Source organism: Streptomyces sp. NPDC029956, from assembly GCF_055574655.1.
The window spans coordinates 24,983-45,259 of record NZ_JBVHZJ010000043.1 but is presented as its reverse complement, the minus strand read 5'-3'; the positions used below and the strand labels follow the sequence as shown (position 1 = coordinate 45,259).

Genomic DNA, 20,277 nt, shown 5'->3' with positions numbered 1-20,277 from the left:
CTGGTGTCTGGTGCTGCGATCCCACCCGCCGTGACGGTCGTCATGCCATGACCTCCGGCGTCGCCGTGTGCCGCGCCTGACCGCGGAGGAAGATCTGCAGGAGGAGGCGGCGCTCGTCCTCGGGTACGTCCTCCTGGCCGCCGCCGAGGGCCTCGCGGCCGTGGCAGCACAGGTGCTGGTTGGCGATGAGCAGGTCGCCTCGCCCGAGCAGGAACCGGCGCTTCCCGGTGATCAGTTCGCGTTCCAGGGCCCGGGCCGCCTTGATGTACGGGTCGGCGGGATCGGTGTCCGCGAGCATCTTGGCCGTGAACCGGACGAAGCCCTCCGACGGCGGCAGGCCGTCGAGGATCGGGAGCGGCTGCCGCTCATCCCCGACGCCCGTGAGCTCGAAGAACGACCCGTCGACGTACTGGGGGTGGGTCAGCAGCTCGGCGTCTGCATAGCCGAGCCGGTCTACGGCGCGGCGGATCTGCGAGACCAGGCTGTGGCCCTGGCCTCTGGGATCGGGGCGGACGCACAGCTGGGCGATGTAGTCCGACGGGAGGGTGGAGTTCACGACGTCGATGTGCATCGGGTCGATGGCGGGGTTGGTGCCGAGCGGCTGCCACAGCGGCCAGTGGTCGAAGGCCCGCAGCGGCGTCGCGATCAAGGAGAGCAGCGCGGTCACTGCCCGCAGGCCGGCCTCCTCGGACTCAGCCGCGTCGAGCAGCTCGGCCAGCTCTAGGACCGCGAAGCCGTCGCCGTCGGGGGCGCCGAGCAGCTGGTGGCAGGTCGTGGTGAACTCGGCGATGCGGGGCAGGCCAGCCAGCACCCCGTGGTACCGCGCGGCGGTCTCGGGCGAGAGCAGCCCGTCGTTGCCAAGCCGCCACTCGGGGAGGCCGGTGGCCTGCCGGGCAAGGTCGGCGACGAGCTCCTTGGGCAGGGTCACCCGGTACTCGGGCACGGAACGGGAAGTCATGGAGCACTCCTCGTGGGAATCAGCGGGTGGGCTACGGATACGGGAGGTCGGTGCGGGCGACGGCGACCCAGATGATCAGCAGGACCGGCACGAAAAGGACCGCGAACTGGAACCAGCCGAAGCCGTAGCGGCGGAGCAGCCGGACGGGGTGACGAAAGGCCCAGCGCGACCGGGCGAACGGCCGACGGGGGATCGTGGCTCTGGGCGCCGAAATCACCGCGTCTGCGCTTCGATCCGTGTACACGACGACCCGGGTGCCTGGCGAGACTCGCGACGGTGGGTTCTCAAACGACTCGCTCATGCCGCCCGGCCCCCGTTCATCGGGGAGGTCTCCCGCGTGATCGGAAAGACGCACCAGGCGACCGTGCCGTCGTCGGCGAACCCCCAGCTGCCGCCGAGCTCCGCCACGAGCGCGTCCACCAGCCATAGGCCGCGCCCCTGCTCCGCCTCGGCCCTGGCCTGCCGGGGTCTCGGTACCTCGGACGGCGAACCGTCGTCGACCTCCAGCCGGACTTCGTCGCCCACGCGGCGCATGCGCAGGCCCACGGCCTCGCTCGTCCCGTGGACGACCGCGTTGCCGACCAGTTCCGAGATCACCACCTCGGCGGAGTCGACCCGCGCCTGCGGCACCTGGCACAGGGCGCGCAGCCAGGCCGTTCCGATGCGCCGCGCCTGCGAGACCCGCGAGGCGTCGCTGACGAAGGAGACGTCCACGGGCGACGGCGCTATGCGCGCGCTGCTGCCGGCCGTGGGGACGCCACGGCAGCCCGTGAGGCTCGCACTGATGATCGAGGTGGCAACCGAGGACGCCATCGCCCAACCCTTCCGCATGTCCGATCCTGGTGGCGAGACGTGGCCGGGAGGCCGCGCCGTCGCAGTCCCCGAACGATGACGGCGGGCCGACGGACTTTCCTACGGCCCCGATCTCGTCGTTCTGGCCCCCGGTTGGTCCTGCCGTGGTCTTCTGGGACTCGAGTGCGTCCTGCCGGGCCGAAAGGTGGGCAGGTGATCGACAATCGCCGCGTACAGGCGAAGGGGCCTGACGGCGTCCATGCGAAGGGGGCACGGTGGGCGACAGACAGCTGACGGTGTTCGGCGGACTCCTACGGGAACGCGGCTGGGGATACGCGCGGTTCAGCCGCGAGTTCCGGAAGGTCTGCTCCGACCTGCGTCTGGACGACGTCACGCCACAGCGCAAGCAGTACGACCGGTGGCGTACGGGGCAGATCAAGGGCGTGCCGCGCGCCGAAGCGTGCGAGGCACTCGAGGGCATGTTCCCGGGCTGGACGGCCGAGAAGCTGCTCGCCTTAACGGACTCCTCGCCGCTGGTCGCTGCCGACGACGCCACACCGACACGCACCGAGCAAGAACCGGAGCGCGCCGCCGAGGCAGGGGCGAACGTGCTCCTGGAGGAGGACGAGATGAAACGGCGAACCCTGATTCGCGGGCTTGTCGTCGGAACGACCCTCGGCATCACCGAGGCGGCCCTGGAGGTCATGGCCGCCGCACGGCAGCGCATGGACCTCGCGCTCGAATCGTCGGCCGTCGGGCCAGCGACTCTGGAACGCTGGGAGACCACGGCCTTCGAGTACGCGCATGCCTACCAGACGGTGCCACCGCACCGGCTTCTCGCCGATGTCCTCGCCGACTTCACCGAGGTGGAGCGACTGCTGGAACAGCGGCAGCCCATCCGCTACCGCCAACGCCTCTGCCGGGTCGCGGCCCAACTCGCGGCCCTGGCCGGGATCTTCACCTCCGCCCTCGGGGCCCACCGCGAGGCCCGAGGCTGGTTCCACACCGGACGCCTCGCCGCCTCAGAGGCGGGGGACAACCAGCTTGAAGGCGCGCTGACCGTACGCTCGGCCATCGTCTCCCTCTACTACGGCACCCCCGCCTCTGCCCACGAACAGGCCGCCCGCGCACGCCACATCCTGGGCGACACCATCGGCCCCGCCACCACTCGCGGCCTCCTCGTCGAGGCCCGGGCACTCGCCCGCATGGGACGTGGGGATGCTGCTGCGCCAGGCAGAGGACGCGTTCGGCCGGCTGACCGCCGAGGACCGCGACGACCCCGCATTCGGCCACACCGAGCGGCAGTTCCTCTGGCACCTCGGCAACGCGTGGACGCACCTGGGACGCAACGAGGACGCCTGGCAGGTCCAGCGCCGCGCCCTCGACCTCTACCCGCCCACCGAGTACCTCGACCCGACCCTGATCCGCCTGGACCGCGCGACCTGTCTCGCCCGCGGAGGTGAGCCGGAGGAGGCGTACCGCACCGCCGCACAGGCCCTGACGGTGCTGCCGGACGAACATCGCACCGGCATGGTCATGAAGTACGCGACCGACTTCAGCCGCGCGGCTGGACACGCCCAGCTGCCCGCCGGCAAGGAGTTCGCCGAGCTGCTGCGAGCCTGAGCCGAGCTACCGGCCGATAACAGGATTGGCGAGGGAGCCGATCCCGGAAACGTGCACCGCAACCTCGTCGCCGGGGACGACCGGGCCCACCCCGGCCGGCGTGCCGGTCAGGAGCACATCACCCGGTTCCAGCGTGACCGCCGCCGTGATGTACGCCAGTAGGGATGCGACCGGATGCAGCATGGTGTCCGTACCGGCCGACTGCCGCTCCTCGCCGTTCACCTCGCAGCGCACGACGAGCTTCGTCGCGTCGAGGTTGGTGGTGATCCACGGACCGAGCGGGCAGAACGTGTCGAACGCCTTCGCCCAGGATGGCTGCCCGTCCTCCCGTTGGATGTCCCTGGCGGTCACGTCGTTGGCGCAGGTGTAGCCGAAGACGTACTCCAGCGCCTGCTCGGCGGGGACATCGCGGGCCGTACGGCCGATGACCACGGCGAGCTCGGCCTCGTAGTGCACCTCGTGTGACTGGTCCGGGTAGCGGATCGGCTCCCCGGGGCCGATCACGGCGGACGGCGGCTTGAAGAAGAGCCGGGGGGCAGCTGGCGTGTCCAGACTCAACTCGGCGATGTGATCGGCGTAGTTACGACCGACCGCCACGATCTTCCCGGGGCTGACCGGGGCGAGCAGCCGTACGTCGTGGAGCGGGACGCGGCGGCCGGTGGGCTTCGCCGTTCCCCTCGCCGGATCGGCGCTCAGCACCTCCAGGACGTCGCCCCCGTCCTCGGCGATGAGGCGCCCGTGAAGGACGTCGCCCTTCCACTCGAACCTGGCCAGCCGCTGCGATTCACCCGTCAGCTTCATGCCTGAACCGTACCTTCGCGCCCGGGTATGGCAGCCTTTCTCGGACAGGCCCGGGGGGCCATCAGCCCGGTCGCGGTCAGAAAGCGCGGAGGTACACCCGGGCTTGCTCGGAGTCCAGGTTCTCGATGTAGATCTCCATCCACGCGACGTCGCGACGTCGGTAGTCCTTGACACACGGCGGGCAGACACCCGCCCAGAGGGCGTCTTTGAGCGTTTTCGGCTCTGCGAGTCCAAGGTGCTCGAAGAGTTCGGACTCTTGTACCGACTTGATGCCCCATGGCGCCAGCGGCTCTTCCGAGTGCAGGTCCTTGGCGACCTGGGCTGCGGTGGCCTTGCCGGTACGGAAGGAGAGGATGTACTCGTCTTCGCGGGGGTTGACCTGCACGGCACCCTTCACGTCCGTGGCGCCCTTGGGGATCTGAATCTTCATGAACGCGGCCGCTTCGGTGGCGCCGGCACCCTTCTCCCAGTACGGATAGGTGCTCTCGCGCGTAGCGCTGCCGGGGGTCCCGGTCGAGCAGGACGTGAGAACCAGCGCGGAGATCAGCGCGACGAAGAGGCTTCCGCGCGTCTTGTGTCGCATGTTCACCGGTTCTCCTCGTCGCCCCGCGAGACGTCCCCGCGGCCGCCCGATCGGCCAGGGTCGGCAGGGTTCACTGTAGGGCTCGCGTCGCCGTTCAAGTCGTGGGTGAACGTCGAGCTGCTACCGCGCATGTCGAACTCCTGGGCGATACCGACGGTGTGCAGATGGCCCATATCGGCATCCTTGATGGAGATCCCTCCATAGAACGGAGTTTGCTTATCCTTGTCCCAGTTGTACCGGTCCCATACGTTGACCTGGTAATCCAGTGACACCTCAGGCTTGCCACCCTCGCCCGGCCTTACTGTGACCATGCCTGAGATGGTCTGTTGGTGTGACCCCAGGGCGTGGTACCAGTCGGTGTCCTTGGTGAACGTACCGCCGTACTGATGGCTCTCCACTGGAATGGTGACGGGTTTGTCGCCCCCGGCCTTCTCGAATTCGGCCAGCGCCCTCCTGCGCCACTCTTCCTGGTTTCGCGCGATATGGATCTCTTCGATGTCGGACCGGAACTTGGAGTCCTCGTGCAACATGCGGTTCACGTCGACGTCCAGGGTTTCACCGGTGCCGCGCAGGTAGTGCAGCATGTTCCGGGATGCTCCGGTTTCGCCGGTGATGTCGCCAACCGTAGCGAGGCCGAGGGCCAAGGCATGGAAATTCACGTCGCGTGGTGTGGGGTCTTCCACGTTGAAGGGGCCGGAGCCCGGGTCGGCGGCATGCCACTGGTACTGCGGGTCCATGATTCCGGCCGCTCGCAGTTCGTCGCCCTTCTCCTTCAGCAGGATGCCGCGGGTGACAGGGTCGAGGCTGCGCCACCAGTCGGGGATGTCCTTGCGGTCCTTGGGCATGTTGGCGGCCTTGCCGGCCTCCTCCAGGGACGGGTAGGGGCTGGCCTGGGGGTTCCGGTTGAAGCCGTTGAAGGTGCCGTCCATGGGGTCGGAATCGAGGACGACGGCATCGAGGGCCACGCGGATGCCGTCGTCGGCGTCGGTGACCGCCTTGACCGCTTGAACGAGCCTTTCGGCCCACTCGTTCGCCCGGGTACGGGCGGTCTGCTGGAAGTCGGGGTCATGGACGTAGGCCGTGCGCTCGGCCTGGGCGAGCCGCTCCATGTCGAAGGCAACCGTGCCCTGGTCGGAGACACGCATGCCCGCCTTGACGGCGTCGTCACGGATCGCCTTGAGCCGGTTGCGCAGGTCGGTGAGCTGGGTGTGCGCGTCACGCAGGATGCGTGCGACTGCCTTCGCCTCCTTCTGCGCTCCTTGGAGTTCCTTGAGCGTGACGGTGAACCTGGTGTTCGCGGCGTTCGCGCTCAGCCCGATCCAGGACTCGCCGAGCGAGACGCCGTGGACGTCCTTCTCGTACTGGCCCTCGAGCGTCTTGAACTTGGCGGCCATCTCCTCCCACTTGCCCGCGGCGGCGGTCAGCGTGGACAGGTCGGTGCTCATGGCTTCGTGATAGGTCGGCATGACTCCCCCGAGACCGGTCTGCCGGCCCGTCAGATGCCTTGGATCCGCGACTGGCGGGCCAGTCGCGCGGCGATGTCGAGTTCGTTGTTCTGCATGCTGATGCCGGTCGCGCTGAGGGCCTGCTTCTCCGAGGACAGGCGACCGAGCAGCATCTTGACCTGCTTCTCCCACGTCTCGTGGGCTCTCTTCAGCGCACCGGAGGTGTCCCAGCCGTGGCCATCCTTCGCCCCGAACGCCTTGACCGCTGCATTCGTGGTCTCGGCCGCGTGCTTGCCGTCCCTCGTGACCCCCGGCTCCAGGCCGTCGTCGATCGCCTTCGCCGCCGCCTTCTTAGCCGCGGGGTTGGAGGCCAGGTCTGGCTTGCCGGCACCGCCACCTCCCGCAGTCGGCGCGAGCTGGTTCAGTCGCATCGGCGTGGACTGCCGGGCTGCCGTGTTCGCCTTGATCTGCTCCCATTCGTCCCAAGCCATGCATCTCTCCCGTTGATAGTCCCTCAAGTAACTTACGGAACGGGGACCGCGTACAGAAAGTCAGATCGGGTCAGAGGGCGTTGGAGTGGCTGAATCGCGCTGCGGCTGGCGCACGCTCCTGAAACTGTGCGGGTCGCGGGGACAGGACCGAGTTGAAGTTTCCCCGTGATCTTGGACGCTCGACGGTTATGCCGCAAGGGTGTGTTGGTGCCGCCGCCTGGTCCCGTCCGGCGTGAGGTAGCGGAAGATTTCGTGCTTGCGCAGGCGGCGGCGGTTTAGAAGGTCTCGATGAAGGTGAAGACCTCGGCACGGGCGGTGGCCCGGTCGGGCCAGGTTCGGGTTCCGATTTCCTCCTTGAGCAGGGCCCAGAAGCTCTCCGCGGCAGCATTGCCGAAACACGATCCGGTGCGTTCACCGTTCTGCCGCAACCCCAACTCCCGTAACTGATTACTGAATTCGGTGAACGTGTACTCGCTTCCGCGATCACCGTACGTCACAACCCGGCTCGTGTGCCATGTCGAGACCGTCGACGACGAGTTCGGCGCGGTGGCGGTCCGGCCATGGTGTAGCCGACGACCTCGCGGGTGGCCAGGTCGAGCCAGCAGGCGAGGTAGAGCCAGCCCTCGGCGGTGGGCAGGTAGGTGATGTCACCGACCAGCTTGGTGCCGGGGCGCTCGGCGTGGAAGTCGCGGCCGATCAGGTCCGGGGCCGGCCTCGCCTTCGCATCCGGCCGGGTCAGCGAGCGGTGCTTGCGTCGGGTGACACCGCGGATGCCGCGCTCACGCATGACGCACGCAATGCGCTTGCGGTTCACCCGCTGCCCCAGACGCCGCAGCTCGGCGTGGATGCGCGGGACGCCGTAGGTCTTGCGGGAGGCGCTGTGAGCACGGTGATCTCGTGCCCGAGTGCGTCATCGGCCGGCCAGCGGGCGCCCTCGCCCTCGCCCTCACACCAGGCGTAGTAGGAGGAGCGGGCCACGTGCAACACCCGGCACAGCAAGGCGATCGGGTAGTCCGCCTTCTCCACATGGATCAACCGACACAACTCGTTCACCGGTCATTCTCCTTCACGAAGAAGGCGGTCGCTTTCTTCAGGATCTCGATCGTCTGCTGCTCTCGGTTCTCCCGCCGCAGCCGCTTGAGCTCCTCGCGCTCAGCACTGCCCAATTCGCCGGGAGTGCCCTCGCCCCGGTTCCGCCCACCGCTCCAGGAAGGTCCGCGACTGGCTCGCCGCCCACCCCGACGCCATCGAGTTGCACTTCCTGCCGCCGTGCTCGCCTACACACGCCAAGATAACCCCGTCACGCTTCACCGTCATTCACAACCCCGGATAAACACACTGGATCCAGCTCCAAGGAATTGACGATCGCTAAGAAGACCACCCGACACCACGGAGAAATCGGCAACAATCACACTCGACCGAAGTCCCACACTCGGTCACGCATGGAAGTCGACGAAGACTTCACCCTCTCAATTTCAGCTTAAATATGCACATTTCGCCCATCCCCTTGTCACGGGGGCTTCACGGGATCTAGCCTTGCATCGCTCACTGCGGGCCTCCCCACGCGGCCACTGTGGCCAGCAAGGATGCCGCTGCACCTTCGAGCCGACGCTGCAATCACGCAGCCCCGCGCGTAGCCGTCCGCGTCCGCACGCGGTGCGCAGCTCCTACTTCACACTCATCGAACATGATGTCGCCCCTGACGCTTCAGGGCGAAGGAGTTACCGCACACCATGCAGGCGTCCGAATCCCACTTGCTTGATGTCATAACGGCCGTACGTGAGTTGTCACAGCGCAGTCTGGACGTCTATCGAGCCGATCCCCGGCACGTACTGGAACATGCGAACCTGGAACGCGATATCTCCAGAGGTGGTTACAGTGACCGGCAGATCTACGAACTCGTTCAGAACGGCGCCGATGAAATCCAGAGTGACGGCGAAGGACGCATCCAGGTCGTCTTGACTGACACCCATCTTTATTGTGCCAATACCGGTTCCCCCGTTTCCCCTCACGGGGTCGACACGATTCTGCACATGAGTTCTTCGGCCAAGCGTGGTGGGAAGATCGGGCGTTTCGGCGTGGGCGTGAAGTCCGTGCTCAGTGTCTGTCACACCCCTCGCTTCTTCAGTTCCACCGGAAGCTTCGGTTTCGACAAGGACTGGTCTTCCCAACTGATCCGGAGCACCGTGCCGGTTCCGGAGGATCAGGAGACACCGGTCCTTCGCATGGCCCAAGTGCTGGACGAAGTCGCGGAACGGAAGGCGGACCACCGACTCGACTCTTTGTTGGAGTGGGCCTCCACTGTGGTGGTGCTTCGTCTGAAGCCGGGTGCGGCTGACCGACTCGGTGGGGACCTCCACAATTTCCCGGTCCACTTCCAGTTGTTCTCCCCTCACGTGGGCACCGTGATCCTCGAGGACGCGCGAACCGGCCGTCATCGCCTACGCGTCATCGGCCAGGAGGCCTCCGATGACGTACACACCATCCGCGAGCAGTTGGACGGGAAGCAGGTACGCACGGAGCAGTGGCGCGTGTTCTCCCGCGATCACTCGCCCTCGCCGGAAGCGTTGGAGGCCGCGGGCGACCAGCACGGCAGGCCGACGATCCGCATCTCCTGGGCGGTTCCCGGGAAAGGCGTGAAGAACCGCTCCGAACGCGGCGAGTTCTGGGCCTACTTCCCCACCCACTACAACACGACCCTCACCGGCGTGCTGAACGCGGCCTGGCAGACGAACCCCGACCGTCAGAACCTTCAAACGAGCCCTTTCAACACCGAACTGATCCGAGCGGCGGCGGAGCTGATCCTCGATTCGGTGTCCAAGCTGGTCGAGGCGGACGATCCCGGTTCGTACCTCACACTGCTCACCGCACGCGGACGCGAAGCCGCCCAGTGGGCCGATCGGCAGCTCAGCACGGACGTGTTGGACGCCGCGGTAGCGCGTGCATCCGTACCGGACCAGTCGGGTGTCGTGCGCAAGCCGAAGGAACTGCGCCTCCACCCTGAGAATCTGCAACCGGAGTGGTTGCGGCTGTGGTCCGAACACCCCGGTCGCCCGACGAACTGGGTGCATCACAGCATCGAGACCCGTGAGCGTCGCTCCAGGGCACGCGACATCATGGAACGGGCGGACAGGCCCGTCGAGTCCGTCAAGAGCTGGCTCGAGGCGCTGGTGTCGGACGCCAGCCCCGGGGCGAGCGCCCTCGCTCTGCAGATCGCCGCCGACATGAAGTCCAGGGGTTCCGCACACGCCGCCGAGGCGGTGCGGGCAAGAATCCTGCTGACCGAGGAGGGCGAGCTTCACGAACCCCGTCCGGGAAGCGTGTATCGGCGCGTCACGTCGTCCGGCGTGCTCCACGACGGTCAGAGGTACGTGCATCCCGAGGTCGTCCTCGACCCTGAGGCCGCTAAAGCCATGTCCGTCCTGGGCATCACCGAGGCCAGCGCCGTGGGCCGCCTCGAGGCCGTCCTGGACATCGGATTCGAGCGGTACAAGGACGGTGACTGGGCCGAGTTCTGGGAGCTGTCGCGCCAGGCCGGTGGCGCCCCGTCGGTGACGGCGATCCAAGCCCGGTGCCCGGAGTACCGAAGGACGATCAGGGTTCGTTGCTGCGATGGTCGCTTTCGTCCTCTGAACGCGTGCCTCCTCCCCGGTCGTATCGTCCCCTCGGACCTGTCGCGTGACGCCCACGTGGCAATCGATCCGCGATTCCACGGCCCCGACATGACGGTGCTCGGGGACCTGGGGGCAGCGGAGATACCTGCGCTGGCACAGGTCGACCAGGAGGCAGCGTGGTTCGCCGACTACTTCGAATATGCGCTCGGTGAGTTCAACCGCTCTCTTCCCACTGGTGCCAAACACGTCGGCGCCAAGGCGATCAAGGTCGACGGCTCCGACACCGCGGGGCCGTTGGAATTGCTGCTGGGTCTGTCCGAAGAGGGGCGCGCCTCCTACGTCCACGCCCTCCCCCGCCACGGGGTCCCGCATCACTGGACCGTGCGCCGCCCCAACACGGGCGCGCAGGTCACCGTCGACTCACCCATCGTGTGGCTGATCCGGGAACGAGTACACCTCCCCACCGGTCAGGGGCTGCGCCGCGTCACCGAGTCCGTCGCCCCCGGGCTTCACTCACACGGCGACCTGCTTCCCGTCGCCGAGATCGATTCGGAGCTCGCCACGGCGCTGGGTCTGGCCTCGAAGGTCCACGACGTCCCGGCCGGTGCCTGGCACACCCTCTTCGAACGCCTCGAATCCAGTGACGACGACAGTGTCGTCGGCCGTGCCTATGCCCTCCTTGCGGAGGCCGCGGAGGGAGACGCCGAGATTCCCTGGCCGAGTCACGAGGACACGCGGTGCCGGGTAGGTGAGGAGTGGGCATCTCGGCCGGACGGCGGCATCTTCGTGACCCACGATTCGGCCAAGTACCGCACTCTTAGGGCTCACCGACTGCCCGCGCTGCTGGTGCCGACTGCTGCGGACGCCGAGCGCATGCGTGGTCTGTGGTCGATGCAGGACGCCGAGCTCGCCATCAAGGAGGAGATCGAGCACGTACCCGCCGGTGACCCGACACCTCTCTTCGACGTCTATCCGCGGCTGAAGCAGCGTCTTCCACACGACACGGACCTGCGGTTGGTCCACTGTTCGTCACTCGCGCGGGTGCTCACCACGAGAGGCCATGGTCGTGAGGAAGAGCCGCTGGCCCAAACGCGCTCAGGGTCCGACATCCTCCTGTGCGGCCCCGACGACGAGTTGTCGGTGCTCATGGCCGTGGTCTCCGCGCTGGGTCTTCGACTCGACGAGTCCGCGTGTCGAGCCCTGTTGGCGCAGCAGGCCAAGGACCGGGAGAACGAGAAATTCGTCGCGGTACGCCGGGAGCCCGACGTCGCCCGGAAGCTGCTTCTGGCCGTCGGAGTCGACCGGTTGCGGGACCGGCTCCCCGCAGGCCTCCTTCTGACCGACGAGACAGTGCGAGGAGTCCAGGCCGACGACCTTCGCATCGCGCGCCTGGTGATGGCGTCCTACGGGGACGACGTCCTGCGCACCCTCGCCCCGGCCTTCCGCGAGGCGGGATTCGACGACACACCGACCCAGTGGGTCGGCGGGTCCATGACTCGTTCGTTCCTGAGGAGTTACGGCTTTCCCGCCGCCTGGGCCGGCGACCCGGACGATGTGCCACCACCCACGAGCTTCACCGTCATGGGTCCTCGAGCCCTCGCCGACCTGCACGAGTACCAGACCAAGGTCGTTTCCAACATGTACCGGCTCCTGGTCCAGGACACCCCGCAGCGGGCTATGCTCAGCCTGCCTACGGGAGCCGGCAAAACCCGTGTCGCGGCGGAGGCGACCATGCGCGCCATGCGGGACGGCCATTTGGTCGGGCCGATTCTCTGGATCGCGCAGAGCGAGGAGTTGTGCGAACAGGCGATCGCGACGTGGGAGTTCCTATGGCCGCACCTCGGTGACGCGTCGCGACTGCACATCAGCCGCATGCGGCAGGGGCACTATCCGGAGCCGTTCAACGATGGCCACCATCTGGTGGTGGCCATCGATGACACACTCGTACGGCGACTTGCCGACGATCGGTACTCGTGGCTTCGCTACGCCGCGGCAGTCATCATCGACGAGGCCCATTTCGCCGTTCCCAAGACCTACACCAGGATCCTGGACTTGCTGGGCATCGATCAGCACCAGGTGTCCCGCCCTCTCGTAGGTCTCACCGCGACCGCCTATCGCGGCAAGAACGACGAGGAGACCCGACGTCTGGTGAAGCGCTTCGGTGAGCGTCGTCTCGACTTCGGCGCATTCGACGGGGACGACGAGAACGCGGCGCATCGACACCTGCAGGACCTCGGAGTGCTGTCGAGGGTCGAGCAGCGCGAGCTTCCCGGACGCAGTATCACCTTGTCGCCACTCGAACTCCAAAGAGTCCTGCAGAACAACAGCATGCGGATCCCCGACACCGTCGTGAAGGAACTCGCCGACGACGCGTCTCGCACTCGGCGCATCATCGAGGAGATCGAGAGGCTCGATGAGGACTGGCCCGTCCTCGTCTTCGCAACCTCCGTGGAGCACTCCAAGGTGATCGCCGCGCTCTTGAACGACCGCGGTGTTCCGTCCGCCTTCATCGATTCGAAGACCAGGGCCAGCATCCGAGCCCGAAGGATCGAGGACTTCCGCGCCGGCAGGATCCGCGTCCTGACGAACTACGGAGTCCTCACTCAGGGGTTCGACGCACCCAAGGTCCGTGCGGTGGTCGTGGCGCGGCCCACCTACAGTCCTAACACCTACGTGCAGATGATCGGTCGTGGACTGCGCGGCCCCGCCAACGGCGGTGAGCCCGAGTGCCTGATCCTCAACGTCCGCGACAACATCGACAACTTCGGACGCGATCTGGCGTACACGGAGTTCGAATACCTGTGGAAGAAGGCGTACTGATGGAAGTGCGTGGGGCGGACAACCCTCTCACCACAGAACAGACGGCCGTCGTGGAACAGCCCGCCGACTCGTTGGTCCTGGTCACGGCCGGGGCCGGGGCCGGAAAAACCTATACGCTCGTACGGCGCCTCGACCGTCTCCTCCAGGACGAAGGACTGAACACTGGAGAAGTGCTGGTGCTCACCTTCTCCCGGGCAGCCGTGCGGGAACTCAGAGGGCGGATCCTCTCCCAGGGAGGCGAGGACGCCCGGCAGATCAGGGTCATGACCTTCGACTCCTGGGCGCTCGACGTGCTCACCTTGATCGATCCCGCGACCGATTGGCGGAGCCTCTCGTTCGACGAACGCATCGAGCAGGCCGCCGTCGCCATCGCGGCCGGCCGGGCGGACGCCCTGTTCGAGGAAGGTCTTCGGCACGTCGTCATCGACGAGGTTCAGGACCTGACGGGAGAACGCAGCGCACTGGTCGAGAACCTGCTGGAGCGCTACGACTGTGGGTTCACGGTCGTCGGCGATCCCGCCCAAGCCATCTACGCCTTCTCGGTCAGTGGCCAGAAGAACCTGGCCCTTGAGCCAGGACGCTTCTTCCGATCCCTGCAGACCCTCTTCGGTGAAGACCTCCTTCATCTCACTCTCAGTCGTAACTTCCGTGCCCGCACGGACGACGCGCGTACGGCTCTTCGGTTCGAAACCCGTGTGCGCGACAGCGGTGACCTCGACGCGACCGGCGTTGAGACCCTCCACGCGGAACTCCGCGATGAGTTGCTGGCGGCCAACGACTTCGGCGACCTCGACGAGCCCTACTTCCGCGACCTGCTGGGTGACCGGGATCGTTCCACCGCACTTCTGTGTCGCACCAATGGTCAGGCACTGCTGGTGTCCGAGCAGCTGCACACCCTCGGGATCGACCATCAGTTGCGGCGGGCCGCCCGGGACCGTTCCGCTCCCGCATGGTTGGAGACCCTGCTACGGGAAGTCGAGGGTGCCTCGCTGTCCCGTCGGGTGTTCGACGATCTTCAGCACGCCGGGCACGTGTTTCCCACGACACAGGACGGTGACCGTCTGTGGCGGCTGTTGCGTGGGCGCTTCGGTGACCCGACCGGGCGCACCGTCGCCCTCGACCGTCTACGGGACGCACTGGCCGGCGAGCGGCTCCCGGACGAGTTGACGGCTCAGCCGGAGCATCATCTGCTGGTGTCCACCTTCCACCGCGCGAAGGGACTGGAGTTCGACCGCGTACTCGTCGTCGATCCCGGACCGCTGGACGCATCACGTTTCGACTCCCTCACCCTCGCCTCGGAGGAGGTTCGAACGCTGTACGTCGCTATGACCCGGCCTCGTGAGGAGCTCTACCGCCACCCCTCACCCGATGTCCTCCACGTGCGTCGCTGCCCTGCGACCCGGCGGTGGGGTCGCTACGACTGGACGAAATGGAAACGCAGAGGCATCGAGGTGAAGGGCGGTGACGTGCACGTCACCCATCCCGCGGGCACGACCGGATTCACCGGTGACGTGATGGACCTACAACGCCTCTTCCGGGAGGGACTACTCTCAGGCACCCCTGTCACCCTGGAGAGGATCGACGCCCCGCTCCGTACCGGTGATGAGAACGCTTCCGGTTTCATGTCGCCCTCCTACCTGATACGTACCGACGACCGTCCGATCGGTCTCGTGTCGGACTCCTTCCGCAAAGACCTCTATCGCTACCAGCGGCGTGGGCCGAAGCACCACCCCTCCGCGTGGCCTGCCAGGATCACCGGGGTCCGCGTCGAGTCCGTCGAGACGGTGACCGGCAGCACCGCCGCCGGCATCGCCGCGGGACTGGGTGATCACGGCGTCTGGCTCGCCCCGCGCCTGGGCGGACTGAGCCGCTTCCACTACGACAACACGGACGGCGTGTCGGAGGGCAGCCATGATTGACCATCGCGAGCACTATCGGTTCCGGGAGGAGCTCGTCGAACGGTTGCGTCGCGATCTCCTCGGTCCCACGGGGTCGGACGCCGAATCGACGGAGACCATTCGCGACTGGCCCGCGACCAGTTACGCCCTCGCTGTGCTCTTCCCGCGTACGCGGGACACCGACGACCTCACAGCCGCGACCCGTGAACTCGACCACGACGACGCCGACTCCACCCTGACCGTGGACGAGGTCCCCGACACCGGTGTGACCTTGGCGAGAGTTCGCAAACCCTCGGCCCTGGGGCTCACCTTCGCGGTCGACCCCACGGTCTGCCGGAACATCGTCGTCACGGCCACCGCCGCCGTGTACGACCCGATCGACGAAGCCGGCGTCCCGACCACGGCCGAGCGTGCGGAACGGCGGACGACCGATGAACAGGGTCTCCACTGGCGGCGGCGTCCTCTCCCCCTCCCACCCGTACAAGTGGACGTCACCGAGCTCCACCAGGAGCCACGCAACCTCGCCCCCGGCCTCGTACTGCGTGTCAGAGTGCGCCGTCCCAGCGGCCCCCGCGGCGTGGTGGCCGTGACCACGACCCTGGTCAACACCCACGAGATCGGAAAGGGGCAGATCCAGGACACCTTCTGCTTCTTCCAGGCGGGAATCCGTGTCGATGTCGCCGACGGCTCCCCCGCTCTGGTCGAACGGCCCGCGCCGTCGAGTACGGACGACGAGGTGGTCTTGAGTCGACTGCTCCACCGGCACGCACCCAACTTCGCCACGGGACACGGCTGTGCGGCGGACTGGGAATGGCTGCCCCCCAGGCCACGCGACCTACGCCCGGAGGACTGTGCGCCGGCCGCGACGTCAGCGGTGTGGAGCGAATTCGCCCCCTCCTACGAGGTGTTGTTGGCTGACTCCAACCGGGACATCGATGAGGCGTCGCTCGGAATGCGGCGACTGGCCGACTCCGACGACACCGAGGTCGTCAGGTCCTTGCGGGATCTGGCCAGTGCCTACGGCGGCTGGATCGCGGATCGCCGTGTCGACGCCTCGACGCTGCGCACCCACCATCGTGCGGACAGCGAGTTCGCCCGGACCCTCGACCGACAACTGGCACTGTGCGACCGGGCCCGCGCACGCATGGACTCGGGTATCGATCTCCTGGAACGCGATCCCCAGGCCATGCAGGCCTTCCGCATGGCGAACCGCGCCATGGCCGCGCAGCGCGCCCGGACGTCTTGGATCAAGAAGGGGGGAGCAGGCGAGCCGGTCGAGGACGGAGCCTGGCGTCCCTTCCAGATCGGATTCCTTCTGCTGTGTCTCAACGGCATCGCGAACCCCGACCACCCCGACAGGGAGACCGCGGACCTGCTCTGGTTCCCCACAGGCGGTGGCAAGACCGAGGCGTACCTCGGTCTCATCGCCTTCACCACCTTCCTGCGTCGCCTACGCCTAGGTGACCGTGGTGCAGGCGTGACCGTACTCATGCGTTACACGCTCCGCCTGCTCACCCTGCAGCAGTTCGAGCGTGCCTCAGCCCTCATCTGCGTCATGGAGAAGATGCGCCGTGAGGAGCCCGAAGCACTCGGAACGGAGCCGATCTCCATCGGCATGTGGGTGGGCAAAGCCGCCACCCCCAACTACCTGAACGCCAAGACGGACAAGGAGAAGTCCGCGGAGACGGGTCTGCGCAGGTTGGCCGAGGGAAAACCGCTGCACGAGGCCAACCCCGTGCAGCTCAGGTCCTGCTCCTGGTGTGGGACCGCATTGGACCACCACGCCTACAAGGTGGAAGCGGAGGACCGACGCCTGGAGATCCGCTGCCCGAACGCCGACTGCGAGTACCGCACAGGCCTCCCCGTGCACCTGGTGGACGAAGCGGTCTACCACCACCATCCCACCCTGGTGATCGCGACCGCCGACAAGTTCGCTCAGATCGCCTGGCGCGAACAGGTGGCGGCGATCTTCAACCGAGACCTCGAAGACCTCGGTGTCCCGTCACCCGAACTGATCGTCCAGGACGAACTGCATCTGATCTCCGGTCCGCTCGGGACCCTCGCCGGACTCTACGAAGCGGCGATCGACCTGGCCTGTGACCGCCCGAAGATCATCGCGTCGACGGCGACCATCCGTCGTGCACAGGACCAGGGGAAGGCCCTCTTCGACCGCACGGAGGTAGCCCAGTTCCCGCCCGCGGGCATCGACGCCCGGGACTCCTGGTTCGCCGTCGAGGCGTCCGCGGACAGGAAGGCGACCCGCCGCTACGTGGGGCTTCTCGCCCCCGGCACGTCTCAGGCGACACTGCTGGTGCGCGCCTACGCGGCGCTGCTGCACCACGCGAGCCTCATCGAGGGGAGTGAGGAGACACGTGACGCCTACTGGACCCTCGTGGGCTACTTCAACAGCCTTCGGCTCCTCGCCGCCGCCGAGCTGCAGGTACGAGACGACGTGCATCAACGTCTGGAGCTCTTGGCCGGGAACGACGACCTGCCGGACCGTCGTGCGCGAGAGGTGGAGCAGCTGACCGAGTTGACTAGCCGTGTACCGTCCAGCCGCATCCCAGACAAGCTGAAGGAGTTGGAGGCCGGTCTACCGAAGGCCGCCTCCGACGTCGTCCTGGCCACGAACATGATCTCCGTGGGGGTGGACGTCGACCGCCTGGGCCTCATGGCGGTGCTGGGACAGCCACAGACCACTGCGGAATACATCCAGGCGACCAGTCGGGTGGGGCGTCTCCACCCCGGTCTCGTCGTCACCCTCTTCAACTCGGCTCGGTCCCGGGACCGCTCACACTACGAGGGGTTCATCCCCTATCACTCGGCTTTGTACCGACAGGTCGAGTCCACCAGCGTCACGCCGTTCTCACCACGAGCGCGCGACCGTGCCCTACACGCCGCGTTCATCGGACTCGCCCGCCTCACCATCCCCGACGCCCGTCCCAACGCCTCCGCCGGGAGCGTCAAGCGGTACGCCGACCGACTCCGCGGTCTGAGGACCGCGCTCGTCGCCAGGGCTCGGAACATCGATCCGGTCGAGGCGGACCACGTCGCACAGGAGATCGATTGGATCATCGAGGACTGGTGCGCATACGCCGCCGACAATCCGTGCCTGGTCTACGAGGCGCCCCGACGCAGACGCCCCGGTGAGAAACGCGACGCGGACACCGCACTGCTCCGCGCGCACAATGACGACGACCTGACCGAAGCCATTGACACCATGTGGAGTTTCCGCGACGTGGACGTAGAATCCGACCTGTACCTGGAGGCCTGAGATGGGACTTCGTTCGGGGAGCCGACGACGCCTCGAGCAGGAGGGCCGGGCTCAGCCCCAGGGCCAGGGGGTGCTGGGGCGTCTCGGCGCGGTGCGTCGCGCCCAACAGATCACCACGTACGGCGTCGGCTCGATGGTGGCTATCGGTGACCAGTCGTTCCTGGTGAGCGGACTGGACAGCTGGAAGATCGGCCCGGATTTCGACATCCACGAGCCCAGGCTCGAAAGCGACCTGGGCGTACGGGGTTTCCATCTCCCACCGGCCTCCGACCCACCGGCCGGTGACGGAGTGCGCGTCCGACGCTTCCCGACCACGTACTCATGCCAGGGGTGCGGCGCACTGAGGCCCTACAGCGGTTTCAATTCCCCCAAAGGCCGGGGGCATTGTGGGGAATGTGACCGGGCGGTGACCCCTTCCCGCTTCATCGTGGCCTGCTCGAAGGGACACCTGTCCGAGTTCCCCTACTGGGACTGGGCCCATCGGCGTCACGAACCGACGTCCCCCGGATCGACCGACCGGTGCCGGATGAAGCTCATCTCCACCGGGCGTACCGCGTCCCTTCGCTCCATCGTGATCCAATGCAGCTGCGGCAGGAAGGCCTCACTTGAAGGTGCCTTCAGCCGCAAGGCGATGGACCGACTCGGGATCACCTGCAAGGGCCACCGACCTTGGCTCGGAGCCGAGGCGGCGCAACCGGGCTGTGGGGAACCCCTCCAGGCACTGCAGCGAGGTGCCTCCGCGGCATGGTTCCCCGTGGTCCGCTCCGCACTGACCATTCCGCCGTGGCACAAGACGTTGATGCAGCTCGTGCTGCGGCGCGAGCACCGCAGACACCTCGTCGGCAAGGACGATGCACGCATCGTCGAATACGCCTCGGACGAAGGCTGGCTGGCCGACGACCGCTACACGCCCGCGGACGTCGTCGACGCCGTCCGAACCCTCGAGGCCGCCGAACGCGAGGAGGACTCCGACCCAGAGAACCCGGACGCCCTGGAGCTGGCGGACAGACTGCGCACCGAGGAGTTCCGTCAGCTCAGCTCCACCACCGAGGACACCCCTGAGAACCAGCACTTCGTGTGCGTCCCGGCGGAGACCACGGTCGACTCTCCCACGGTGCCCGGTGTCGAGCAGACGATGCTGGTCAAGCGTCTGCGTGAGGTGCGGGCCCTGAAGGCGTTCACGCGGGTTACCGCCCCGATGCCGTCGGACCCACCGGGTCGGCGTGCCTCGCTACATCTGGGCGGGGTTTCCTGGCTCCCCGCGATCGAGGTGATCGGTGAGGGGGTGTTCGTCCGGCTGGACGTGGACCGACTGCGCGACTGGGAGTCGAAGGTGGAGTCAGGGCCGGGCGGTGCTCGTGTGAAGGGCTTGCGGCAGCGGCACACCGAGGCGCTCCGCGATCGCGGCGACGCACAGCCCCGGTCACCCGTGTCCCCTCGGCTGGTCCTGGTGCACACCCTGGCACACGCACTCATCAACGAGTGGAGTCTGGACTGTGGTTATCCCGCAGCCGCCCTGCGTGAGCGCCTGTACGTCTCGGACGAGATGGCGGCCTTCCTGCTGTACACGGCGACCAGTGACTCGGCCGGCAGTCTCGGTGGCATCATCGCCCAGGGGAAGCCCGACCGGCTCGCCTCCTCGCTCGACTCGGCACTGCGCCGCATCTCGTGGTGCTCGGCCGATCCGCTGTGTATGGAGGCCGACGCGAGCGGCGCGGACGGACTCAACCTCGCCGCATGCCACGCGTGCGTCCTGCTTCCGGAGACCAGCTGCGAGTTGAACAACACCCTGCTCGACCGGGCTCTGCTCGTGGGCTCCCCGGAACTGGGTATCGCCGGCTACTACTCCCACGTGTCCGAGTGATCCGTTCTTCGACGGTGCCTCGGTGACCCGCCCTCGTGCAGCGCTCCCGTCCTGCACGAGGGCGTCCGTCGGTATCGCCGACGCCACGAGCCAGATGGTGATGCGGGGCGACCA

The 20,277-nt window shown here is 67.2% G+C and carries 16 protein-coding genes; 5 read left to right on the top strand and 11 right to left on the bottom strand.

Annotation, left to right across the window (positions count from 1 at the left end; all coding sequences use genetic code 11):
• Positions 1 to 40: 40 nt before the first annotated feature.
• The 4 genes from ACZ4XX_RS28540 to ACZ4XX_RS28525 all read right to left on the bottom strand — a co-directional run bounded on the left by ACZ4XX_RS28540 (position 41) and on the right by ACZ4XX_RS28525 (position 2,754).
• Complete coding sequence (locus ACZ4XX_RS28540) at positions 41 to 958, bottom strand: TauD/TfdA family dioxygenase (RefSeq protein ID WP_468510738.1); 918 nt, start codon at positions 956 to 958, stop codon at positions 41 to 43.
• A 31-nt stretch (positions 959 to 989) separates the two neighbouring features.
• A complete protein-coding gene (locus ACZ4XX_RS28535; protein WP_468510737.1) occupies positions 990 to 1,202 on the bottom strand; it encodes a hypothetical protein in 213 nt (70 codons plus the stop codon).
• A gap of 53 nt (positions 1,203 to 1,255) precedes the next feature.
• Positions 1,256 to 1,771: an ATP-binding protein gene (locus ACZ4XX_RS28530; protein WP_468510736.1), complete on the bottom strand. Its 516-nt coding sequence runs from the start codon at positions 1,769 to 1,771 to the stop codon at positions 1,256 to 1,258.
• 494 nt (positions 1,772 to 2,265) lie between these two features.
• Complete coding sequence (locus ACZ4XX_RS28525) at positions 2,266 to 2,754, bottom strand: hypothetical protein (RefSeq protein WP_468510735.1); 489 nt, start codon at positions 2,752 to 2,754, stop codon at positions 2,266 to 2,268.
• 214 nt (positions 2,755 to 2,968) lie between these two features.
• Here ACZ4XX_RS28525 and ACZ4XX_RS28520 point away from each other — a divergent pair, with 214 nt between their 5' ends.
• Positions 2,969 to 3,373 carry a hypothetical protein gene (locus ACZ4XX_RS28520; protein ID WP_468510734.1) on the top strand — a complete coding sequence of 135 codons (405 nt, stop codon included), beginning with the start codon at positions 2,969 to 2,971 and terminating at the stop codon, positions 3,371 to 3,373.
• 6 nt (positions 3,374 to 3,379) lie between these two features.
• Here the strand turns inward: ACZ4XX_RS28520 and ACZ4XX_RS28515 are convergent, their stop codons facing one another.
• The 7 genes from ACZ4XX_RS28515 to ACZ4XX_RS28485 form a co-directional block, all read right to left on the bottom strand.
• A complete protein-coding gene (locus ACZ4XX_RS28515) occupies positions 3,380 to 4,174 on the bottom strand; it encodes a fumarylacetoacetate hydrolase family protein (protein ID WP_468510733.1) in 795 nt (264 codons plus the stop codon).
• Positions 4,175 to 4,250: 76 nt separating this feature from the next.
• Complete coding sequence (locus ACZ4XX_RS28510) at positions 4,251 to 4,757, bottom strand: hypothetical protein (RefSeq protein WP_468510732.1); 507 nt, start codon at positions 4,755 to 4,757, stop codon at positions 4,251 to 4,253.
• Between the two features lie 2 nt (positions 4,758 to 4,759).
• On the bottom strand, positions 4,760 to 6,202 hold the full coding sequence (locus ACZ4XX_RS28505) for a hypothetical protein (protein ID WP_468510731.1): 1,443 nt from the start codon (positions 6,200 to 6,202) through the stop codon (positions 4,760 to 4,762).
• Positions 6,203 to 6,252: 50 nt separating this feature from the next.
• A complete protein-coding gene (locus ACZ4XX_RS28500) occupies positions 6,253 to 6,693 on the bottom strand; it encodes a hypothetical protein (RefSeq protein ID WP_468510730.1) in 441 nt (146 codons plus the stop codon).
• 275 nt (positions 6,694 to 6,968) lie between these two features.
• A complete protein-coding gene (locus ACZ4XX_RS28495; RefSeq protein WP_468510729.1) occupies positions 6,969 to 7,190 on the bottom strand; it encodes a hypothetical protein in 222 nt (73 codons plus the stop codon).
• The gene (locus ACZ4XX_RS28490) at positions 7,187 to 7,528 is read right to left on the bottom strand and encodes a hypothetical protein (RefSeq protein ID WP_468510762.1); all 342 of its coding nucleotides are present in this window, start codon (positions 7,526 to 7,528) and stop codon (positions 7,187 to 7,189) included. The genes ACZ4XX_RS28495 and ACZ4XX_RS28490 overlap by 4 nt, the downstream gene beginning before the upstream one ends.
• On the bottom strand, positions 7,504 to 7,746 hold the full coding sequence (locus ACZ4XX_RS28485; protein WP_468510728.1) for a hypothetical protein: 243 nt from the start codon (positions 7,744 to 7,746) through the stop codon (positions 7,504 to 7,506). Before ACZ4XX_RS28485 ends, ACZ4XX_RS28490 begins: the two co-directional genes overlap by 25 nt.
• Before the next feature lie 680 nt (positions 7,747 to 8,426).
• Between ACZ4XX_RS28485 and ACZ4XX_RS28480 the strand changes: the two genes are divergently transcribed.
• From ACZ4XX_RS28480 to drmB, 4 genes are read left to right on the top strand one after another with little or no spacing between them, the layout of a single operon-like run.
• Positions 8,427 to 13,127: a DEAD/DEAH box helicase gene (locus ACZ4XX_RS28480; protein ID WP_468510727.1), complete on the top strand. Its 4,701-nt coding sequence runs from the start codon at positions 8,427 to 8,429 to the stop codon at positions 13,125 to 13,127.
• Complete coding sequence (locus ACZ4XX_RS28475) at positions 13,109 to 15,046, top strand: UvrD-helicase domain-containing protein (RefSeq protein ID WP_468510726.1); 1,938 nt, start codon at positions 13,109 to 13,111, stop codon at positions 15,044 to 15,046. Before ACZ4XX_RS28480 ends, ACZ4XX_RS28475 begins: the two co-directional genes overlap by 19 nt.
• Complete coding sequence (locus ACZ4XX_RS28470; protein ID WP_468510725.1) at positions 15,039 to 18,299, top strand: helicase-related protein; 3,261 nt, start codon at positions 15,039 to 15,041, stop codon at positions 18,297 to 18,299. The genes ACZ4XX_RS28475 and ACZ4XX_RS28470 overlap by 8 nt, the downstream gene beginning before the upstream one ends.
• A 1-nt stretch (position 18,300) precedes the next feature.
• Complete coding sequence (drmB, locus tag ACZ4XX_RS28465) at positions 18,301 to 20,163, top strand: DrmB family protein (protein ID WP_468510724.1); 1,863 nt, start codon at positions 18,301 to 18,303, stop codon at positions 20,161 to 20,163.
• Positions 20,164 to 20,277: the final 114 nt, after the last annotated feature.